The sequence below is a fragment of the Butyrivibrio sp. NC2007 genome (assembly GCF_000421405.1).
In the GTDB taxonomy this organism is placed as follows: domain Bacteria; phylum Bacillota; class Clostridia; order Lachnospirales; family Lachnospiraceae; genus Butyrivibrio.
The window spans coordinates 1-15,288 of the sequence record NZ_ATWY01000028.1 but is presented as its reverse complement, the minus strand read 5'-3'; the positions used below and the strand labels follow the sequence as shown (position 1 = coordinate 15,288).

Genomic DNA, 15,288 nt, shown 5'->3' with positions numbered 1-15,288 from the left:
AATGAAGATTGCAGTGGAAGGTCATCATGAGATAGGGGAAATTCATCCACTGCAAATACACAAAAAACTATGATGCAGTGGAGATGTGGCTAAGTAACATGAAATATAGGCAGGCGGCCATGATATAATAATTGCAATAAGAGAAAGAACGCCCATGACCAGAAAATCAAGCATAGCAAACAGAATAATATTGCTGCTCCTGGCGCTTTGCATATGCATGTTGACGCTGATGTTGTGCAACGCTACGAGCCGGGCAGCAGAGCAGACCCGGGCGAACAGCGTGGAAACATTAGCAGAGCAGATCTCGCCATACAGCGGAGAAGCCTCTGTAGTGGTAAACGGCAACGTGCCGGAATTCACAGCTGACGAGATCACCACAAGCTCTTTTGAACAATACGGAGAGCTGGATGGGCTGGGAAGATGCACGGCGGCGGTTGCGTGCCTTGGCAGGGACCTGATGCCAAAGGAAGAGCGGCAGGAAATCAGCGAGATCAGACCGACGGGGTGGAAGCAGAACAAGTACCCGGGGCTCATCGACACGGATCCGCCCTTTCTATACAACAGATGCCACATGATCGGCTTCCAGCTGACGGGCGAGAACGCCAATGAAAAGAACCTTATCACCGGCACCAGGTACATGAATGTTCAGGGCATGCTGCCCTACGAGAATGAGGTGGCTGAGTACGTTCAGGACACGGGCAGGCATGTGATGTACAGGGTTACGCCCGTTTTCAGGGAAAAGAACCTTTTGTGCGATGGGGTTCAAATTGAAGCATATTCGGTTGAAGATAAGGGAAGAGGAATTTCTTTTAACGTGTTCTGCTACAACGTGCAGCCGGGCGTGAACATAAACTATGCAGACGGCAGCAATGAGCTTGCGCCGGAGGCAGAGGCGGTTGTTGAGACGAGGCCCATTCATGACATTTGGCAGAGATTTAGGGAATGGATAGGCAGGATATTTGGCGGGATTTTGGGCAGTGATTGAAGCCTGCGCGATTCCCGCAGGGACTGCATATGGAGGAAAAGAGCTATGAGCAATATTCAATTTTACGTAGGAGACATAACAAAACTCGCAGTTGACGCTATCGTAAACGCGGCAAATTCAAGCCTGCTCGGCGGTGGAGGCGTTGACGGAGCAATTCACAGGGCAGCAGGCCCGGAGCTCCTCAAGGAATGCAGGACTTTGAACGGGTGCAGAACTGGCGAAGCGAAGATCACGGGAGGCTACAATCTTCCAGCAAAGCACGTGATCCACACGGTTGGACCGATTTACAGCGGAAGTAAGTACGATGCGGAGGACCTTCGGAATTGCTACTGGAACAGCCTGGAAGTTGCCAGGAACAACGACCTTCACAGCATTGCTTTTCCGGGGATTTCGACCGGTGTCTACGGATATCCCAAGAGGGAAGCGGCGGAGATTGCTCTTGCAACGGTAAAAGAGTGGCTTCAGAAACATGCAGATTATGAGATGGAAGTTACCATAGTGAATTTCAGCCAGGCGGACTACGAGGTTTACAAGGGGATAACAGGATGATCAGAATCGCAGTAATTGGCGTTGGAAATATGGGTAGCAAATATGCGCAGATCCTTCAGGACGGGCTGGTTGACGGCGCGCAGCTTTCTGCGCTCACCCGCGTAAGAGGCGCATATAGAGAGCTTTTGCAGAAGTCGATCGATAGAGGCGTTCCGGTTTTTAAGAGCGCCGATGCTTTGTTTGAGGCTGTGGAGAGCGGCAGTCTTGCGCTGGATGCCGTGATCATTGCGACTCCGCACTTTGCTCATGAAGCTATTGCTGTCAGGGCTTTTGAAAACGGACTTGACGTTCTGTGCGACAAGCCCTCGGGCGTGTATTCAAGGCAGGCAAGGCTCATGGAGGAAGCAGCTGATAGGTCGGGAAAGGTCTTTTCCATGGTCTTCAATCAGAGGACTCTTCCTGTGTATATTAAGTTAAAAGAGCTTGTGGAGAGCGGGAAGTACGGCGCGTTAAAGCGCGTGAACTGGGTGGTTACGGACTGGTATCGCCCCGAGCAGTATTACAAATCAAGCTCCTGGCATGCAACCTGGGATAAGGACGGCGGAGGAGTGCTGCTCAATCAGTGCCCTCACAACTTGGATCTCCTGCAGTGGATCTGCGGAAATCCCAAGAGAGTCCAGGGCTTTTGCCATGAGGGAAGATTCCATGACATTGAGGTTGAAGATGATGTCACGGCGTACTTTGAATGGGAAAACGGCGCGACGGGCACTTTCATAACGTCAACAGGAGATGCGCCGGGCATCAACAGACTTGAGATATCTCTGGAAGAAGCGCTGATCGTGTGCGAGAATGGGAAGCTTCGGATTGGCGAAGTGGCGCAGGAGATGGGCGGCAAGGAAGCCGAGTACAGAAAGACTTCCACAGACTTTTTTGCCAAGATAAAAGGAACCTGGAGCGAGATAGTGCCTGAAACTCAGCCGCAGCCTTATGTAGAGGTGATAAAGAGATTTACTGATGAAATAAACGGAACCGGAAAGAGCATCGCCGACGGCAGAGAAGGGCGAAAGAGCCTGCTTTTGTCCAACGCAATATATCTCTCCTCCTGGGAAAGAGAGATGGTGGAGCTGCCGGCTATTGGAAGTGACGCCGAAAGGTCTTTTGAAAAAAGATTCGAAAGTGCACTCGGGAAAAAATGAGCCCTAGGGACGGAGTCAGTGGCTCATTATCAGACAATAGAACTTAGAGATGGGCATTTTCAGATAATGAGCCACTGACTCCGTCCCCGTGGCTCATTTCAGCGGACGTAGTAGTGGCGCCCGAGCCAGCGTGAAAGGCCGTCAAGACCCGGATATACGATACGCTCCGAGACATTCTGGTGATCGAGCATGTCTCTGATCTGCCAGCGGATTTCCTTCTTTATGATGTAGCGGACGGTCTTCTCGGTGTGCACGTTGAGGAACCCCTCGATATCGTGCATATCGGTGGGGATTACGGAGAAGAACGAATACTGGTTAACGATGCGGACATCGACTGAAGGCGGCTCAATCATGAGCATGGATGATGAACCCATGTCTTTGTCGTACATATCAAGGCTTTCGCAGGCTTCTGCGAGCATGTCTACGGAAAAGACTGTGGTGTTGTACTTGGCGGATATCTCCTTGTACTTATCGGGCAGCAGGTCGTGAAGCTCGTGGATATCAGTGCGCCACACGCAGCTGTCTCTTTTCTCCATATCTTCCATATCGTTTTCTGTGACGGAAAAGTGCAGGGCGATAAGAGGAGAGAATGACCAGTCAAGGAGCCTTGTGGGAAGGCCGTGGTGCTGGCCGAATATCATCTGTCTCCATACGGAGTTCTCGATGGAAGGTTCTTCCAAAACCGCATATTTAGTGAAGTTTCTGAGCATGCAGGGCTCGAGGACTTTTTGCTTGTCCTTGCAGTTCCTGGCAAGACTCGTAGTTAGCTTAAAGGAAGCATCCGGCTGGCCGCGATAGACAAAGAGATTTCGGTTTCTCTTAAGGTCAGAGCGAAATTCCTGCTCGTTCAGGAGCTCATACAGGTGGTCCATATCTTCAATGTAAACAGTCTTGATCATATGCGTCGCCTCCTTTATTTAAGCATATCACAAATTTAGTACCGAAATAACGATAAGTATTATGGGAGTGATTGGAAATTGGAAAAGAGATACAGGCTTTGCTTTTACGGAATGGTACAGGGCGTGGGCTTTCGGTTCACGGCCATGCACGCTGCGAATATGTACAGGCTCACAGGATATGTCAGGAATGAGTACGACGGTTCCGTGACCTGCGAAGTTCAGGGCGAAGAAGAGGCCATCGACAGGTTCGTGGCAACTATCCGTAGTGGCAGGTTCATCGACATAACAGACATAGACCGGAAGGAACTTCCACTAATCCCTGATGAAAGGTCCTTTGATGTGCGGTTCAATTAATGAGCCCCGGGGACGGAGTCAAGGGCTCATTATCAGACAATAGAACCTAGGGATGAGTATTTTCAGATTATGATCCCCTGACTCCGTCCCCAGAGCTCATTTTTTTTGGTACAATAGAATAAATATTCAACTATATTGGAGGAGGTAAAAAAATGGGTAGTATCTTAGACGTAGCTGATATCATCAAAAAGATCAACGGCAACCAGGAGCTGATGGCGCAGATTGCCAAGGCTGATCCCAAGGAGGGCGTTGCTCTTCTGAAGAAGGCCAACATCGATGTTTCCGAGGATGACATTAAGAAGGTTCAGGCTGCTGTAGCTGATGGCAAGCTTGATCTTGGAGACATCAAGAACCTCGCCGGAGGACTGTTCAAGAAGTAAGAAAGTAAAAAGCGCCTTAGTTCGCACTAAGGTGCTTTTTCTAAAAAAGGAAGAGTATATGAAAAAACTTGGATTCGGAACCATGAGATTACCTCGCCTAAACCCTGATGATCCTGCATCGATCGATATTGAGCAGTTCAAGAAGATGGCAGATCTTTTTATGGAGCGCGGGTTTACGTATTTTGACACGGCTTATCCCTATCATCAGGAGTGCTCTGAAGGAGCGGTAAAAGAGGCTGTTGTAAAGAGATTTTCAAGAGACAGCTTTGTTCTTGCTGACAAAATGCCGATACTCAGGGTCACAAAAACTGAGGATTATCAGATGTATTTCGATGAGCAGCTGCGTCGCTGCGGAGTCAATTATTTTGACTACTACCTGCTCCATAACCTGGGCAGAGACAGATATATCAATACTGAGAAGTTCGGCGGATTCCCGTTTATCGAGAAGCTTAAAAGAGACGGTTACGTCCGCAACATCGGATTCTCTTTTCATGATGATGCCGAAACTCTGGACAGGATCCTGACGGATCACCCGGAGGTTGATTTCGTCCAGCTGCAGATCAACTATCTTGACTGGAACAGCATTGCCATCGAGTCCGGCAAGTGCTACGAAGTGGCACAAAAGCACGGCAAGAAGGTCATGGTAATGGAGCCCGTAAAGGGCGGAGCGCTGGTGAAACTCCCGGATGCAGCCATCGCGAAATTCAATGATTTCTACGCGCCCATGAACAATCAGGCCCTGACCCCTGCATCGCTGGCCATAAGGTACGCAGCATCCCTCAGCGATGTGCAGATCGTCCTAAGTGGCATGAGCGACCTTGCGCAACTTGACAACAACACCACATACATGCAGGACTTTAAGCCCCTTTCCAAAGAGGAGTACAAGCTTGTGGACGATATAACCGAGATCCTTGGCAGCACCGGAACCATCCAGTGCACCAGCTGCAGATACTGCACGGAGGTTTGCCCGAAGAACATCAACATCCCTGAGTATTTCGGGCTCTTTAACATGCACGCCGTGACCGGCAACAAGTCAAACATGTACTACGAGCGTTTCTCCATGAACCACGGCAAGGCGTCGGAGTGCATTAAGTGCGGCCTTTGTGAAAAGAACTGTCCTCAGCATATAGAAATCAGGAAGAAGCTCGAGAATTTTGCAGCACTATACGAACAAGAATGAGTCACTGGGGACGTTTCAGTTTGACTCATTTTGAGTCAAACTGAAACGTCCCCGGTGTCTCAAAATGAGATAAAGTGAAACGTCCCCGGTGTCTCAAAATGAGTCAAACTGAAACGTCCCCGGTGACTCATTTTAGTGTTTTGAAAACCGTCCATATATGGTAAGATGAATTATGCGTGACTGTATTTTTATGCATCACGGAGAAGGCAATCAATCAAATCATATTTATGGAGGTATTTATGGCAATGAACAAAGTAGTTGTTGCAGGCGGCGGTGTGTTGGGAACACAGATCGGTCTTATGTGCGCATATACCGGTCATGACGTTACGTTTTGGCTTAGAAGCGAGTCCTCAATCGGAAGAACAACTCCGAAGATCGAGCTCTACAGAAAAACTATGCTGGACGACCTGGCTGCAGCAAAAAACCTGATTGGCAATCCGCTCGGTAAGCTCCTTTATCCCAAGGGACTAATCACAAGCTGGGACGGAATCACTGCTGAGGCTATTGATGAGCTTATAGCCAAGGGCGAGAAGAACATGACTGACAATATACATATCGAGCTTGATATGGCTAAGGCTGTTTCAGGAGCAGATATTGTTATCGAATCCATGGCAGAGGATCCGGACGCCAAGATTGATGTATATGAGCAGATGAAGGACCTTCTTGATCCTGACACCATCCTGGTAACCAATTCATCGACTCTTCTTCCAAGCATGTTCGCTCAGTACACAGGAAGGCCTGAGAAGTACCTTTCACTGCACTTTGCCAACACCATCTGGAAGAACAACACAGCAGAGATCATGGGACATCCCGGAACAGATCCTGAAATCTACAAAAAAGTCGTTGAGTTTGCAAAAGAGATCAACATGATTTCACTGGAGCTCAAGAAAGAGCAGCCCGGTTACATCCTTAACTCCATGCTGGTTCCATTCCTTTCGGCAGCCCAGGCTCTTTGGGCAAAAGAGGTAGCGGATCCCGAGACTATCGACCTTACATGGCGCCTTGCAACCGGCGCACCTAAGGGACCTTTTGAGATCCTCGACATCGTAGGCCTTGAGACAGCTTACAACATCAACCAGATGAAGCCCGAGGCACAGGATCCCGATTCAACAATCCACAAGATCGGCCTTCTTCTTAAGGAGAAGATCGATAAGGGCGAGACAGGTATCAACGCCGGAAAAGGTTTCTATGATTACAAGAAATAATAAATAATAATGCAAAAGAGCTGCTGGCTCCCGAACATGGGGGTCAACAGCTTTTCATTTTTAGGCTATAATTGATACATTGATATAAAAAAGAGGAGAAGACCGGCCATGGATTACTTACACATCGTTCAGTACTACGAGACCGACAAAATGGGGATAACTCACCACTCCAATTACATAAGGTGGATGGAGGAAGCGAGAGTCGATTTCCTCTCGCAGATAGGATGGGACTTCGCGAGGCTTGAGGCGATGGGGATTGTCTCGCCCGTGCTCAGCGTAAGCTGCGACTACAAGTTTCCGACCAAATTTTCGGAGAAGGTTTCAATCTGTGTTACAGTTAAAGAGTTTAAGGGCGTCAAGCTCTTTCTCGGATACGAAATGAAGAATGAGGAAGGCAGGACCGTTTGCAGCGGAACCACTTCCCATGCCTTCCTGAACACAGAAGGAAAGCCAATCAGGATGAAGCAGGAGTTTCCTGAATTTTATGAGACGCTCTGCAACCTGGTAAAAGAGATCTAAGACTGGAGAAATATTATGAAAAAATCAGAACTGTTATTTGCAACCACTGCAACTATTGCGACATTGCTCATGGTGGGCTGTGGAAGCACTCAGCCCCAGGAGCCACAAACCACAGCCACAGCCGAGACACAGGCATCTACAACTGAGAACCAGCCCCAATCAGAAGAGCCACAAACAAGTACTGCGCAGCCTGAGAAGACACCTGCCCCCACAGCCCTCGGCACCCCGGAGGTAAAAGACGGAGTTTCCCGCGCCGGCGAAGACTGCGCGGAAGTATACTTTGAGTGGGCTCCGATAGAAGGCGCTGACGGCTACGAAGTATCCGTTGCCAACAAGTACTTTGCGGAAAAAGACTACCGCGAACCCGAAACCGTAGAGACCACTGAAGCAAATTACGTTGACGGCGCGCAGGATTACTTTGATTTCCAAATCAAGGTCAGAGCATTCGCCGGAACGGGTAGCGATAGAACCTACGGTGAGTGGAGCTCTTTTGCCGAAGGAAGTGTTTACGAGAAAAAGACCCTTACCAGCGGCGGACCACTTGGCGAGCTATCCATAACCGTCCCCGAGTCCTGGACCTGTGAAGTTTCGAAAGTTGGTGACGACAAGCTCGTTGCTGACGCCTACGGATTCATCCTTGCGCCTGACTCTGCAGATGAGGGACACATAGAAGTCTTTTGCTCAGAGAACTTCGGTGTCTGCGGAACAGGCCTTAAGAGTGAAGAGATCGAGCTTGCAGGGCTCAAGGCGCACGTTGGAACCTACGACGACCACGAGCACTGGGATTTCATAATAATTGGAGAGGACCAGCCACAGATGATCGCTCAGACCGTTGGCTGCGATTCATGGTTTGGAAGCCAGTTTGAGGAGGCACAGGCTGTCCTTGACACACTTAAACTTGATAAGAGCAAGACGGAAGGATGAGGTATGAGAACACTTTTTATCGGAAACAGTCACACCTATTACAACGACATGCCCAAGATGTTCAAGGACATCTGCGCTGATAACGGGATCGACATGCAGGTGACCATGCTGACCAAAGGCGGAATGGGCTTTGATTATCACGCAGAGAACGAGCAGACCAGGTTCAACATTTTGTTTGGCGACTACGACTTTATCATTCTGCAGCACGTTGCGCACCCCATGGGTGAGTACGAAGTCATGGAAGCAGCTGCCGACAAGCTCATGGGCTGGATAAGGCAGACAAAGGCCGTTCCCTGCTACTACATGACCTGGGCCGAGGAATACAACGAGAGCTACCAGACCGAGATGAGCGCAAGGTACAGGAAACTCGGCGAAAGACATAACTGCCTTGTGGCACCTGTCGGCGAAAAATGGTGGGAAGAGGTTCACAAACATCCGGAGGTCGATCTGTTTTTTACCGACAGAAGACACGCTTCCCCGGCGGGTTCTGAGCTGATCGCCCAGACCATTTTTGATACGTTAAAAGACAAAATGAAATAATTTTCAAAATTCATGTAACCAATTACTATCAAACATCGCTATATAAAGTGAAGGCCTTAAAAGAAAGAGAGGATCATCTTAATGGATGACTCAGCAATTGTAGATCTTTACTTAATAAGAGATGAGACGGCTATATCACAGACATCGCAAAAATACGGAAACGGACTGCGCAGCATCGCTGGAAACGTCCTGGCAGATGCAGAGACAGCCAAAGAGTGCGAGAACGATGCGTACCTGCAGACCTGGAACCTGATTCCGCCAAACGAGCCCAGAAACTACCTTTTTGCATTTGTCGGCAAGATCGTCAGGCACCTGGCAATCGACAGGCTTCGTCACGAGAGCAGGCAAAAGAGATCTGCCCAGTACTGCGATCTATCGGACGAGATGCTTGAGTGTATTCCCGGAAGCGCAGACGTTGCAGGTGAATTTGATGCAAAAGAGCTCTCGGAGTGCATTAACGCATTCCTTGATTCATGCACAGAGGAGCAGCGAAACATCTTCGTCAGAAGGTACTGGTACTTCGATTCCGTAACTGAGATATGTCACCGGTATTCCCTCCCCCAGAGCAAGGTCAAGACCACGCTCTTTAGGATGAGAGAGAAATTAAAAGTCCATCTCACAGACGGAGGATTCACTTTATGAACGAACATGATTTATTAGATGCAATAGGAGATATCGATCCAAAGCACATCGAAAGCGCAGGAGGCGCAGGAGGAAAGGGCAAGGCCAAAGCTGCAAAGCGTAGTAACATTGCGCGTTTCAGAAGCCTTTATCTGGCGGCAGCAGGTCTTTTGCTACTGGTGGTAGCAGGCGTGGTATTCAGGAATATCAGGCAGGTTCCGGCAACTGAAGAGGCACCTCCTGAGACAGATGCTGTTACTACACTTCAGGCGCCTGCCACTGAGACAGAAGGCGTGACAACCATGGGAGCAATCACTGAGCAGGCAGAAGAGACAGAAGAAGCAGTGGCAGTAGAGTCGGCGATTTCCGAGGATAGCCTTGATATGGACTTTAACAGCGCACTTATAAACTTCATAGAAAGCTCAGGTTTTGAGAACCAAAACTACATGGTATCCCCAACCTCCTTCAGAGCCGCTCTGGCACTGGCAGTATCCGGCGCGGATAATGAGACCAAAGATCAGCTCCTTGAGGCCATGGGATTTGATAGCATGGAAGAGCTGACGACCTGGTACGAGGGCGTTTCCGCATCCGTCGATTCTTACAACGAGTGGCTTGAGTTTGCCAAGAAAGACTTCGAGGAGTACAAGGAATATTACGGCGATGATGCCAAGGCACCGGAAGGAAGCTTTGACCTTCAGAATTCTATCTGGCGCAACACCAAGGCCAGTGGCAAGCTCTCCAAGAAGTACATCAAACTTGTAAAAGAGAACTTCGGCGCAACAGCAGAGAACGTGGCGCCCGACAAGATCACGGACAAGGTCAACTCATGGATCAACAAAAACACCAACGGACTTATTCCGACCATCAGTAATGACCTTTCCTACGCAGACCTGATCCTTGTCAACACGCTCTACTTACGTGCCGGATGGGTTAGCTCTTTTGAAGAATTTGCGACAAAAGAAGGCGACTTCACCACAATCTCCGGTGATGTTGTCAAAAAAGATTTCATGCACCAGCAGAGCCGCTTCATGTATTACGAGGACGAGAACGGTAAGTTCGTGGTTCTTCCTATGAATGGCGGAATCAATGCAGTCTTTATTCTTGGTGACGTGGAAGACGTTGCGGGCAAAATGGCAAGTGCAACGGCCGAGGAAGTCGCAGTTTCGCTGCCAAAATTCGAGACAGAGACTGAGTTTAGTAACAACGAACTGGTTGACTTCTGCAAGCAGCGCGGAGCAGCAGATGCCTTCACCGCAAACGCAGATTTCTCGCTGATGAGCGACGACATGTCAGTATTTATCTCCGACATCATTCAGAAGACCAAGATCAAAGTCGACGAAGAGGGCATTGAAGCTGCAGCAGCGACAGCTATCATGATGACTGAAGGCGCATTCTTAGAGCAGCCTGAGGTAAAAGAGTTTACCGCTGATGAGCCGTTTAAGTTCATGATCCTAACGGCGTCTGAAGAGCCGGAACTTCTTTTCTACGGACAGATCGTTGAATGATAATACAGTGCTAAAGCCTTATATAAGGGCCTTTTCGAAAGAAAGGGCTCTTTTTTGTTAGCATAAACTAATAAATATTCACAAAAGTTGTTGACAATTAAATTGATATATGAGAATATGTCATGGTTAGCGGACGCTAACAAAGAGGAGGGTAAAATGAAGAACAAAATCTTATCAACAATGCTTGCAGTCTCAATCAGCATGTTAGCAATGGCTTGCGGAGCTGCCGGCGAAATCAATACAACAGAAGAAACTGTAAACGAAGTAGAGGCTGAAAAAACCGAAGCCGGTTCAGTGGAGGAAGCCGTTACGGATGAATTGTCCGAAAGCTCTTTTCCTATGACGATCACACACGGTCTCGGCGAGATAGTCCTTGAGGAGAAGCCGGAAAACGTAGTTGCCATCGCCTGGGGAAACCCTGACGTGCCTCTTGCTCTCGGCGTTATCCCTGTTGGAATTTCCGAGGCGAACTTCGGACCAAGAGATGAGAACGGCCTTCTTGCATGGACAGCCAAGGCTTTCGAGGATGCGGGCGTTACACCTAACGTCTTCGATGACACAGACGGATGGGACTACGAGGCAATTTCAGACTGCAATCCCGACGTCATCCTTGCTGCTTACTCAGGACTTAGCCAGGAGGAGTACGACAGGCTCTCAGAGATCGCACCGGTTGTGGCTTATCCCGAGATCGCCTGGACAACAACCTGGCAGGAAGAGGCCATTAACGACGCAAGAGCCCTTGGCCTTGAGAAGGAGGGAAAAGAGCTTGTGGAAGAGACAGAGAAGCTCATCGCCGATAAGCTCACCCAGTATCCTGACCTTGCAGGCAAGAGAGTAGCCTTTGCATGGCTTTCTGAGGACGACCTTGGAACCTTCTACATCTACACAGGAAACGATCCAAGAGCAGCTTTTCTTTCAGACCTTGGACTTGTAACACCTGATAGTGTAAAGAGCCTTATCACCAGCGATCAGGATTTCTCAATTACAGTAAGTGCTGAGAATGCAGATCTTTTAAATGATGTAGACATCATCATCACCTACGGTACTGAGTCCCTGGTTGATGCAATGCAGGCTGACGGAAGATTTGCAAATATCCCGGCTGTCAAGGACGGAGCATTTGTGCTTCTTGATACCAACGATGTTCTTGCAGCAGCAAGCACACCTACAGTTCTTTCCATTCCTTATGCAATTGATGATTATTTGAAAGCTTTAAACGATGCAGCACAGAAAATACAGTAACAATCGCATATTTATTGCACTTGCAATTGAAATTTGTTTTGTCATTCTAAGTCTTTTTCTTTCCATATCTTATGGAAGCAAGAGTATTCCTTTTGGTGACACCATGAGCTACTTCACAGGTGGCCTGACCGACGAGTTTTTAAGTGCAGTTATCGCAGCCAGAATCCCGAGGACAGTCTTCGGGCTTCTGGCCGGTGCTGCCTTAGGGGTATCGGGCGCTCTTATGCAGGCAATAACAAGAAACCCCATAGCTGACCCCAGCATCCTCGGAGTAAACACGGGAGCTGCGCTGTTTGTGGTGGTTGGTATCGCCTATCTAAACATTTCCTCTGGCATCAGGTTAATAGGTATATCTTTTGCAGGAGCTCTTTTGACAGCACTCTTCGTATATGGCATTGCGTCTGTCGGCTACGGCGGAGCCAATTCCATTAAGCTGGCACTGGCGGGAGCTGCGGTTTCTACGGCCCTTGGAGCACTGGTGAACACCATCATGCTTCCGGATACGCAGGTCATGAAGCAGTTCAGGTTCTGGCAGGTGGGCAGCATCAGCGGAGCGACCTGGGAGGACATAAAGCTCATCGTTCCTTTCCTGGTGGTGGGAGTTGTCTGCGCAGTTGCGCTGGCATCGCCCTTAAATGCCATGGCCCTTGGAGATGAGATGGCAATATCCCTGGGCGTCAAAGTCGGAGTTGTCAGGATGTTTGCAGCTCTTGCAGGCGTTATTCTCTGCGCTTCGGTCACGGCACTGGCAGGACCCATCGGCTTTGTGGGACTTATGCTTCCTCACATTTTCAGGCAGCTCTTTGCCAGCGACTTAAGGCTGGTGATCCCTATGTCGGCCATCGGCGGAGCGGGACTTCTCACTTTTTCGGATGTCCTGGGAAGAGTCCTTGGAAGGCCCGGAGAGCTGGAAGTTGGCATCATCACTGCGATAGTCGGTGCACCTGTTTTTATTTGGATTGTATGTAAGACAAAGGCTAAGAGTATATGACAAAGAACCTTGAACATGATCTTAAAAATATATATAGAAAACACAGCCGCCTGAACACTGCTTGTATAGTGGCTTTGCTGGTGATCATTGCTACCCTTGGGGTGCTGATGATGACCCTGGGCAATACCAATTACTCGTTAAAAGAGGTGCTGGCTTACCTTTTAAGCTCTGAGAGCAAAGGTGCGGCTTACAACATAAAGACCATTAGGCTTCCAAAGCTTATTGTGGGAGGCTTTGCGGGATTTGCGTTTGGAATTTCCGGATACACTTTTCAGAATCTGCTAAGGAATCCACTGGCTTCGCCGGATATCATCGGAGTTTCGGCCGGGTCATCCGCAGCAGCGGTGTTCTGCATTCTGATCCTTGGAATAAGCGGACCGGCGGTGACTTTTTTCGCCGTGGCAGCGGGACTTCTCATCACTACTGTGATCTTTGTGTTGTCGGGCAGAGGAAGCTTTTTTGGCAGCAGGATGATCCTCATCGGAATTGGAATTCAGGCGGTTTTGAATGCGCTTATTTCCTGGATGCTGCTGGTGGGCTCTGAATATGACGTGGCAACGGCTCTCAGGTGGCTTCGAGGAAGCCTTAACCTGGTGCAGATGAGTGATGCTCTGGGAATTACGCTGGTTACTGTGATTTGCAGCGCTCTGCTGCTTATCTGCAACAGGTATCTGAGGATGATGCAGCTGGGAGATGAGTATGCGACAACGCTTGGAGTTCCGCTTTCGGCCGTGAGATTCTGCTGCATGCTTTGCGCGCTGGTACTGAGCGCAACTGCTGCGTCGATCACGGGACCTATTGCATCGGTTGCTTTTTTATCAGGACCCATCGCCGGCAAGTGTACCAAGAATGGCAAGAACGCCATGGTAGTTGCCGGACTTATCGGAACCATACTTGTTTACGCATCGGAGCTTGTTGGAAAAAACATGTTTGAAACCAAGTACCCTGTTGGCGTTGTCACGGGACTTTTGGGAGCACCTTATCTTTTGTTTTTGCTGCTTAACCTGAACAGGAAGGGAGAAAAGATCTAATGGATGGATTTGCACTTAGTCATGATTTCTGCGCGAGAAACATAAGCGCAGGATATGAAGAAAACCTTATATTAAAAGATTTGGACATCATCGTTCCTGCAGGGAAATTCAGCGTGCTGATAGGTCCCAACGGCTGTGGTAAGTCAACTCTTTTAAAGAGCTTTGCGCGCCTCTTAAAGCCTAAGGATGGTGACGTGGTACTGGACGGGAAGTCAATCTATGACATTCCAACACAGCGTTTGTCCAAGCAGATAGGTCTTTTGCCCCAGTCGCCGATTGTTCCGGCGGGCATAACCGTAGCGGATCTGGTTGCAAGGGGAAGGTTCCCGTATCAGAATCTCTTCGGACAGCTCTCAAAAGCAGATTACAAGGCCATCGCCGACGCCATGGAGGCCATGGGTATCGCGGACCTTGCGGACAAGAGTGTGGATTCATTGTCCGGCGGACAGAGGCAGAGGGTGTGGATCGCGCTGGTGCTGGCGCAGGATACGGACATTCTTCTTCTGGATGAGCCGACAACCTATCTGGACATCGCTTATCAGGTGGAGATCCTGGACTGTCTGGCGATGCTTAATAAGACCAAGAAGACTACGATTGTTGCGATTCTTCACGACATAAATCTCTCGATCAGGTACGCCGACCACATCTTTGCCATGAAGAGAGGCAGACTTATTGCCGAGGGCGAGCCCAGGGAGATCATCACACCTGAGCTTATGATGGAGGTCTACGGCATGGAGAGCGACATCATCACAGATCCTGTCACAGGAGACCCCTACGTTATCCCAAGAAGTAAGGCCTGCTAAAAATGAGCCCTGGGGACGGAGGTAGCGGACCAAAGGTGAGCCCTGGGGACGGAGTCAGTGGCTCATTATCTGATAATTAACCGCTAGAAAAATAACTTTCAGATAATGAGCCACTGACTCCGTCCCCAGGGCTCACCTTTGGTCCACTGACTCCGTCCCCAGGGCTCATTTGGCGTATTGGAAATTTGACTGTTGTTAGGCGGCTGTCTTGGTGTAGAATAGGGGTTGAATTGGAGGCTGACATGGAAGAGATTTTTGATATAACCGATGATAACGGAGTTCCTACAGGAGAGACGGTGACCAGGTCAAAGGCTCACGAAGAGGGAATTCCTCATAGAACTGCACATATTTGGATTGTGAGAAAAGAAGGAGAGTCTTATCAGGTCTTGCTTCAGAAGAGAAGCGCTGAGAAAGAGTCTTTTCCTAG

At 49.1% G+C, this 15,288-nt stretch carries 17 protein-coding genes and 1 pseudogene; 17 read left to right on the top strand and 1 reads right to left on the bottom strand.

Features of this window, described 5'->3' with window-relative positions; genetic code table 11:
- Positions 1-280 precede the first annotated feature (280 nt).
- Genes G632_RS20560 through G632_RS0116675 form a run of 3 tightly spaced genes read left to right on the top strand, consistent with a single transcriptional unit; the run spans position 281 to position 2,670 of the window.
- On the top strand, positions 281-985 hold the full coding sequence (locus G632_RS20560) for a DNA/RNA non-specific endonuclease (RefSeq protein WP_242826734.1): 705 nt from the start codon (positions 281-283) through the stop codon (positions 983-985).
- A 45-nt stretch (positions 986-1,030) separates the two neighbouring features.
- Positions 1,031-1,534, top strand: a complete 504-nt coding sequence (locus G632_RS0116680; protein WP_022770667.1) for an O-acetyl-ADP-ribose deacetylase — start codon at positions 1,031-1,033, stop codon at positions 1,532-1,534.
- Positions 1,531-2,670, top strand: coding sequence for a Gfo/Idh/MocA family protein (locus G632_RS0116675; RefSeq protein ID WP_022770665.1), 1,140 nt, complete (start codon positions 1,531-1,533; stop codon positions 2,668-2,670). Before G632_RS0116680 ends, G632_RS0116675 begins: the two co-directional genes overlap by 4 nt.
- 98 nt (positions 2,671-2,768) lie before the next feature.
- Here the strand turns inward: G632_RS0116675 and G632_RS0116670 are convergent, their stop codons facing one another.
- Positions 2,769-3,569 carry an FRG domain-containing protein gene (locus G632_RS0116670; protein ID WP_022770664.1) on the bottom strand — a complete coding sequence of 267 codons (801 nt, stop codon included), beginning with the start codon at positions 3,567-3,569 and terminating at the stop codon, positions 2,769-2,771.
- A gap of 123 nt (positions 3,570-3,692) precedes the next feature.
- Here G632_RS0116670 and G632_RS0116665 point away from each other — a divergent pair, with 123 nt between their 5' ends.
- From G632_RS0116665 to G632_RS20550, 14 genes and pseudogenes are all read left to right on the top strand, one after another.
- Complete coding sequence (locus G632_RS0116665) at positions 3,693-3,923, top strand: acylphosphatase (RefSeq protein ID WP_242826733.1); 231 nt, start codon at positions 3,693-3,695, stop codon at positions 3,921-3,923.
- 152 nt (positions 3,924-4,075) lie between these two features.
- A complete protein-coding gene (locus G632_RS0116660) occupies positions 4,076-4,303 on the top strand; it encodes a hypothetical protein (RefSeq protein WP_022770662.1) in 228 nt (75 codons plus the stop codon).
- Between the two features lie 58 nt (positions 4,304-4,361).
- Positions 4,362-5,483, top strand: a complete 1,122-nt coding sequence (locus G632_RS0116655) for an aldo/keto reductase (RefSeq protein WP_022770660.1) — start codon at positions 4,362-4,364, stop codon at positions 5,481-5,483.
- Between the two features lie 239 nt (positions 5,484-5,722).
- Positions 5,723-6,688, top strand: a complete 966-nt coding sequence (locus G632_RS0116650) for a 3-hydroxyacyl-CoA dehydrogenase (protein WP_022770659.1) — start codon at positions 5,723-5,725, stop codon at positions 6,686-6,688.
- Positions 6,689-6,796: 108 nt separating this feature from the next.
- Complete coding sequence (locus G632_RS0116645; RefSeq protein ID WP_022770658.1) at positions 6,797-7,207, top strand: acyl-CoA thioesterase; 411 nt, start codon at positions 6,797-6,799, stop codon at positions 7,205-7,207.
- A gap of 15 nt (positions 7,208-7,222) precedes the next feature.
- Positions 7,223-8,131 (top strand): hypothetical protein, encoded by a 909-nt coding sequence (locus G632_RS0116640; protein WP_022770656.1) that lies wholly within the window; start codon positions 7,223-7,225, stop codon positions 8,129-8,131.
- A gap of 3 nt (positions 8,132-8,134) precedes the next feature.
- A complete protein-coding gene (locus G632_RS20555; RefSeq protein WP_022770655.1) occupies positions 8,135-8,671 on the top strand; it encodes an SGNH/GDSL hydrolase family protein in 537 nt (178 codons plus the stop codon).
- A gap of 81 nt (positions 8,672-8,752) precedes the next feature.
- Positions 8,753-9,313, top strand: coding sequence for an RNA polymerase sigma factor (locus tag G632_RS0116630; protein ID WP_022770654.1), 561 nt, complete (start codon positions 8,753-8,755; stop codon positions 9,311-9,313).
- Positions 9,310-10,797, top strand: coding sequence for a serpin family protein (locus G632_RS0116625; protein ID WP_022770653.1), 1,488 nt, complete (start codon positions 9,310-9,312; stop codon positions 10,795-10,797). The genes G632_RS0116630 and G632_RS0116625 overlap by 4 nt, the downstream gene beginning before the upstream one ends.
- Positions 10,798-10,953: 156 nt before the next feature.
- Positions 10,954-12,036, top strand: a complete 1,083-nt coding sequence (locus G632_RS0116620) for an iron-siderophore ABC transporter substrate-binding protein (RefSeq protein WP_022770651.1) — start codon at positions 10,954-10,956, stop codon at positions 12,034-12,036.
- Positions 12,014-13,027 (top strand): FecCD family ABC transporter permease, encoded by a 1,014-nt coding sequence (locus G632_RS0116615; RefSeq protein WP_022770650.1) that lies wholly within the window; start codon positions 12,014-12,016, stop codon positions 13,025-13,027. Before G632_RS0116620 ends, G632_RS0116615 begins: the two co-directional genes overlap by 23 nt.
- Before the next feature lie 80 nt (positions 13,028-13,107).
- The gene (locus G632_RS0116610; protein ID WP_242826732.1) at positions 13,108-14,058 is read left to right on the top strand and encodes a FecCD family ABC transporter permease; all 951 of its coding nucleotides are present in this window, start codon (positions 13,108-13,110) and stop codon (positions 14,056-14,058) included.
- Positions 14,058-14,861 (top strand): ABC transporter ATP-binding protein, encoded by an 804-nt coding sequence (locus tag G632_RS0116605; RefSeq protein WP_022770647.1) that lies wholly within the window; start codon positions 14,058-14,060, stop codon positions 14,859-14,861. Before G632_RS0116610 ends, G632_RS0116605 begins: the two co-directional genes overlap by 1 nt.
- A 242-nt stretch (positions 14,862-15,103) precedes the next feature.
- A pseudogene (locus tag G632_RS20550) lies at positions 15,104-15,288 on the top strand (NUDIX hydrolase); the annotation flags it as partial.

Excerpts from the sequence above, each read along its gene's own strand:
- G632_RS0116680 (WP_022770667.1), top strand. The coding sequence starts at position 1,031 with ATGAGCAATATTCAATTTTACGTAGGAGACATAACAAAACTCGCAGTT.
- G632_RS0116675 (WP_022770665.1), top strand. The coding sequence starts at position 1,531 with ATGATCAGAATCGCAGTAATTGGCGTTGGAAATATGGGTAGCAAATAT.
- G632_RS0116670 (WP_022770664.1), bottom strand. The coding sequence starts at position 3,569 with ATGATCAAGACTGTTTACATTGAAGATATGGACCACCTGTATGAGCTC.
- G632_RS0116660 (WP_022770662.1), top strand. The coding sequence starts at position 4,076 with ATGGGTAGTATCTTAGACGTAGCTGATATCATCAAAAAGATCAACGGC.
- G632_RS0116655 (WP_022770660.1), top strand. The coding sequence starts at position 4,362 with ATGAAAAAACTTGGATTCGGAACCATGAGATTACCTCGCCTAAACCCT.
- G632_RS0116650 (WP_022770659.1), top strand. The coding sequence starts at position 5,723 with ATGGCAATGAACAAAGTAGTTGTTGCAGGCGGCGGTGTGTTGGGAACA.
- G632_RS0116645 (WP_022770658.1), top strand. The coding sequence starts at position 6,797 with ATGGATTACTTACACATCGTTCAGTACTACGAGACCGACAAAATGGGG.
- G632_RS0116640 (WP_022770656.1), top strand. The coding sequence starts at position 7,223 with ATGAAAAAATCAGAACTGTTATTTGCAACCACTGCAACTATTGCGACA.
- G632_RS20555 (WP_022770655.1), top strand. The coding sequence starts at position 8,135 with ATGAGAACACTTTTTATCGGAAACAGTCACACCTATTACAACGACATG.
- G632_RS0116630 (WP_022770654.1), top strand. The coding sequence starts at position 8,753 with ATGGATGACTCAGCAATTGTAGATCTTTACTTAATAAGAGATGAGACG.
- G632_RS0116625 (WP_022770653.1), top strand. The coding sequence starts at position 9,310 with ATGAACGAACATGATTTATTAGATGCAATAGGAGATATCGATCCAAAG.
- G632_RS0116620 (WP_022770651.1), top strand. The coding sequence starts at position 10,954 with ATGAAGAACAAAATCTTATCAACAATGCTTGCAGTCTCAATCAGCATG.
- G632_RS0116615 (WP_022770650.1), top strand. The coding sequence starts at position 12,014 with ATGCAGCACAGAAAATACAGTAACAATCGCATATTTATTGCACTTGCA.
- G632_RS0116605 (WP_022770647.1), top strand. The coding sequence starts at position 14,058 with ATGGATGGATTTGCACTTAGTCATGATTTCTGCGCGAGAAACATAAGC.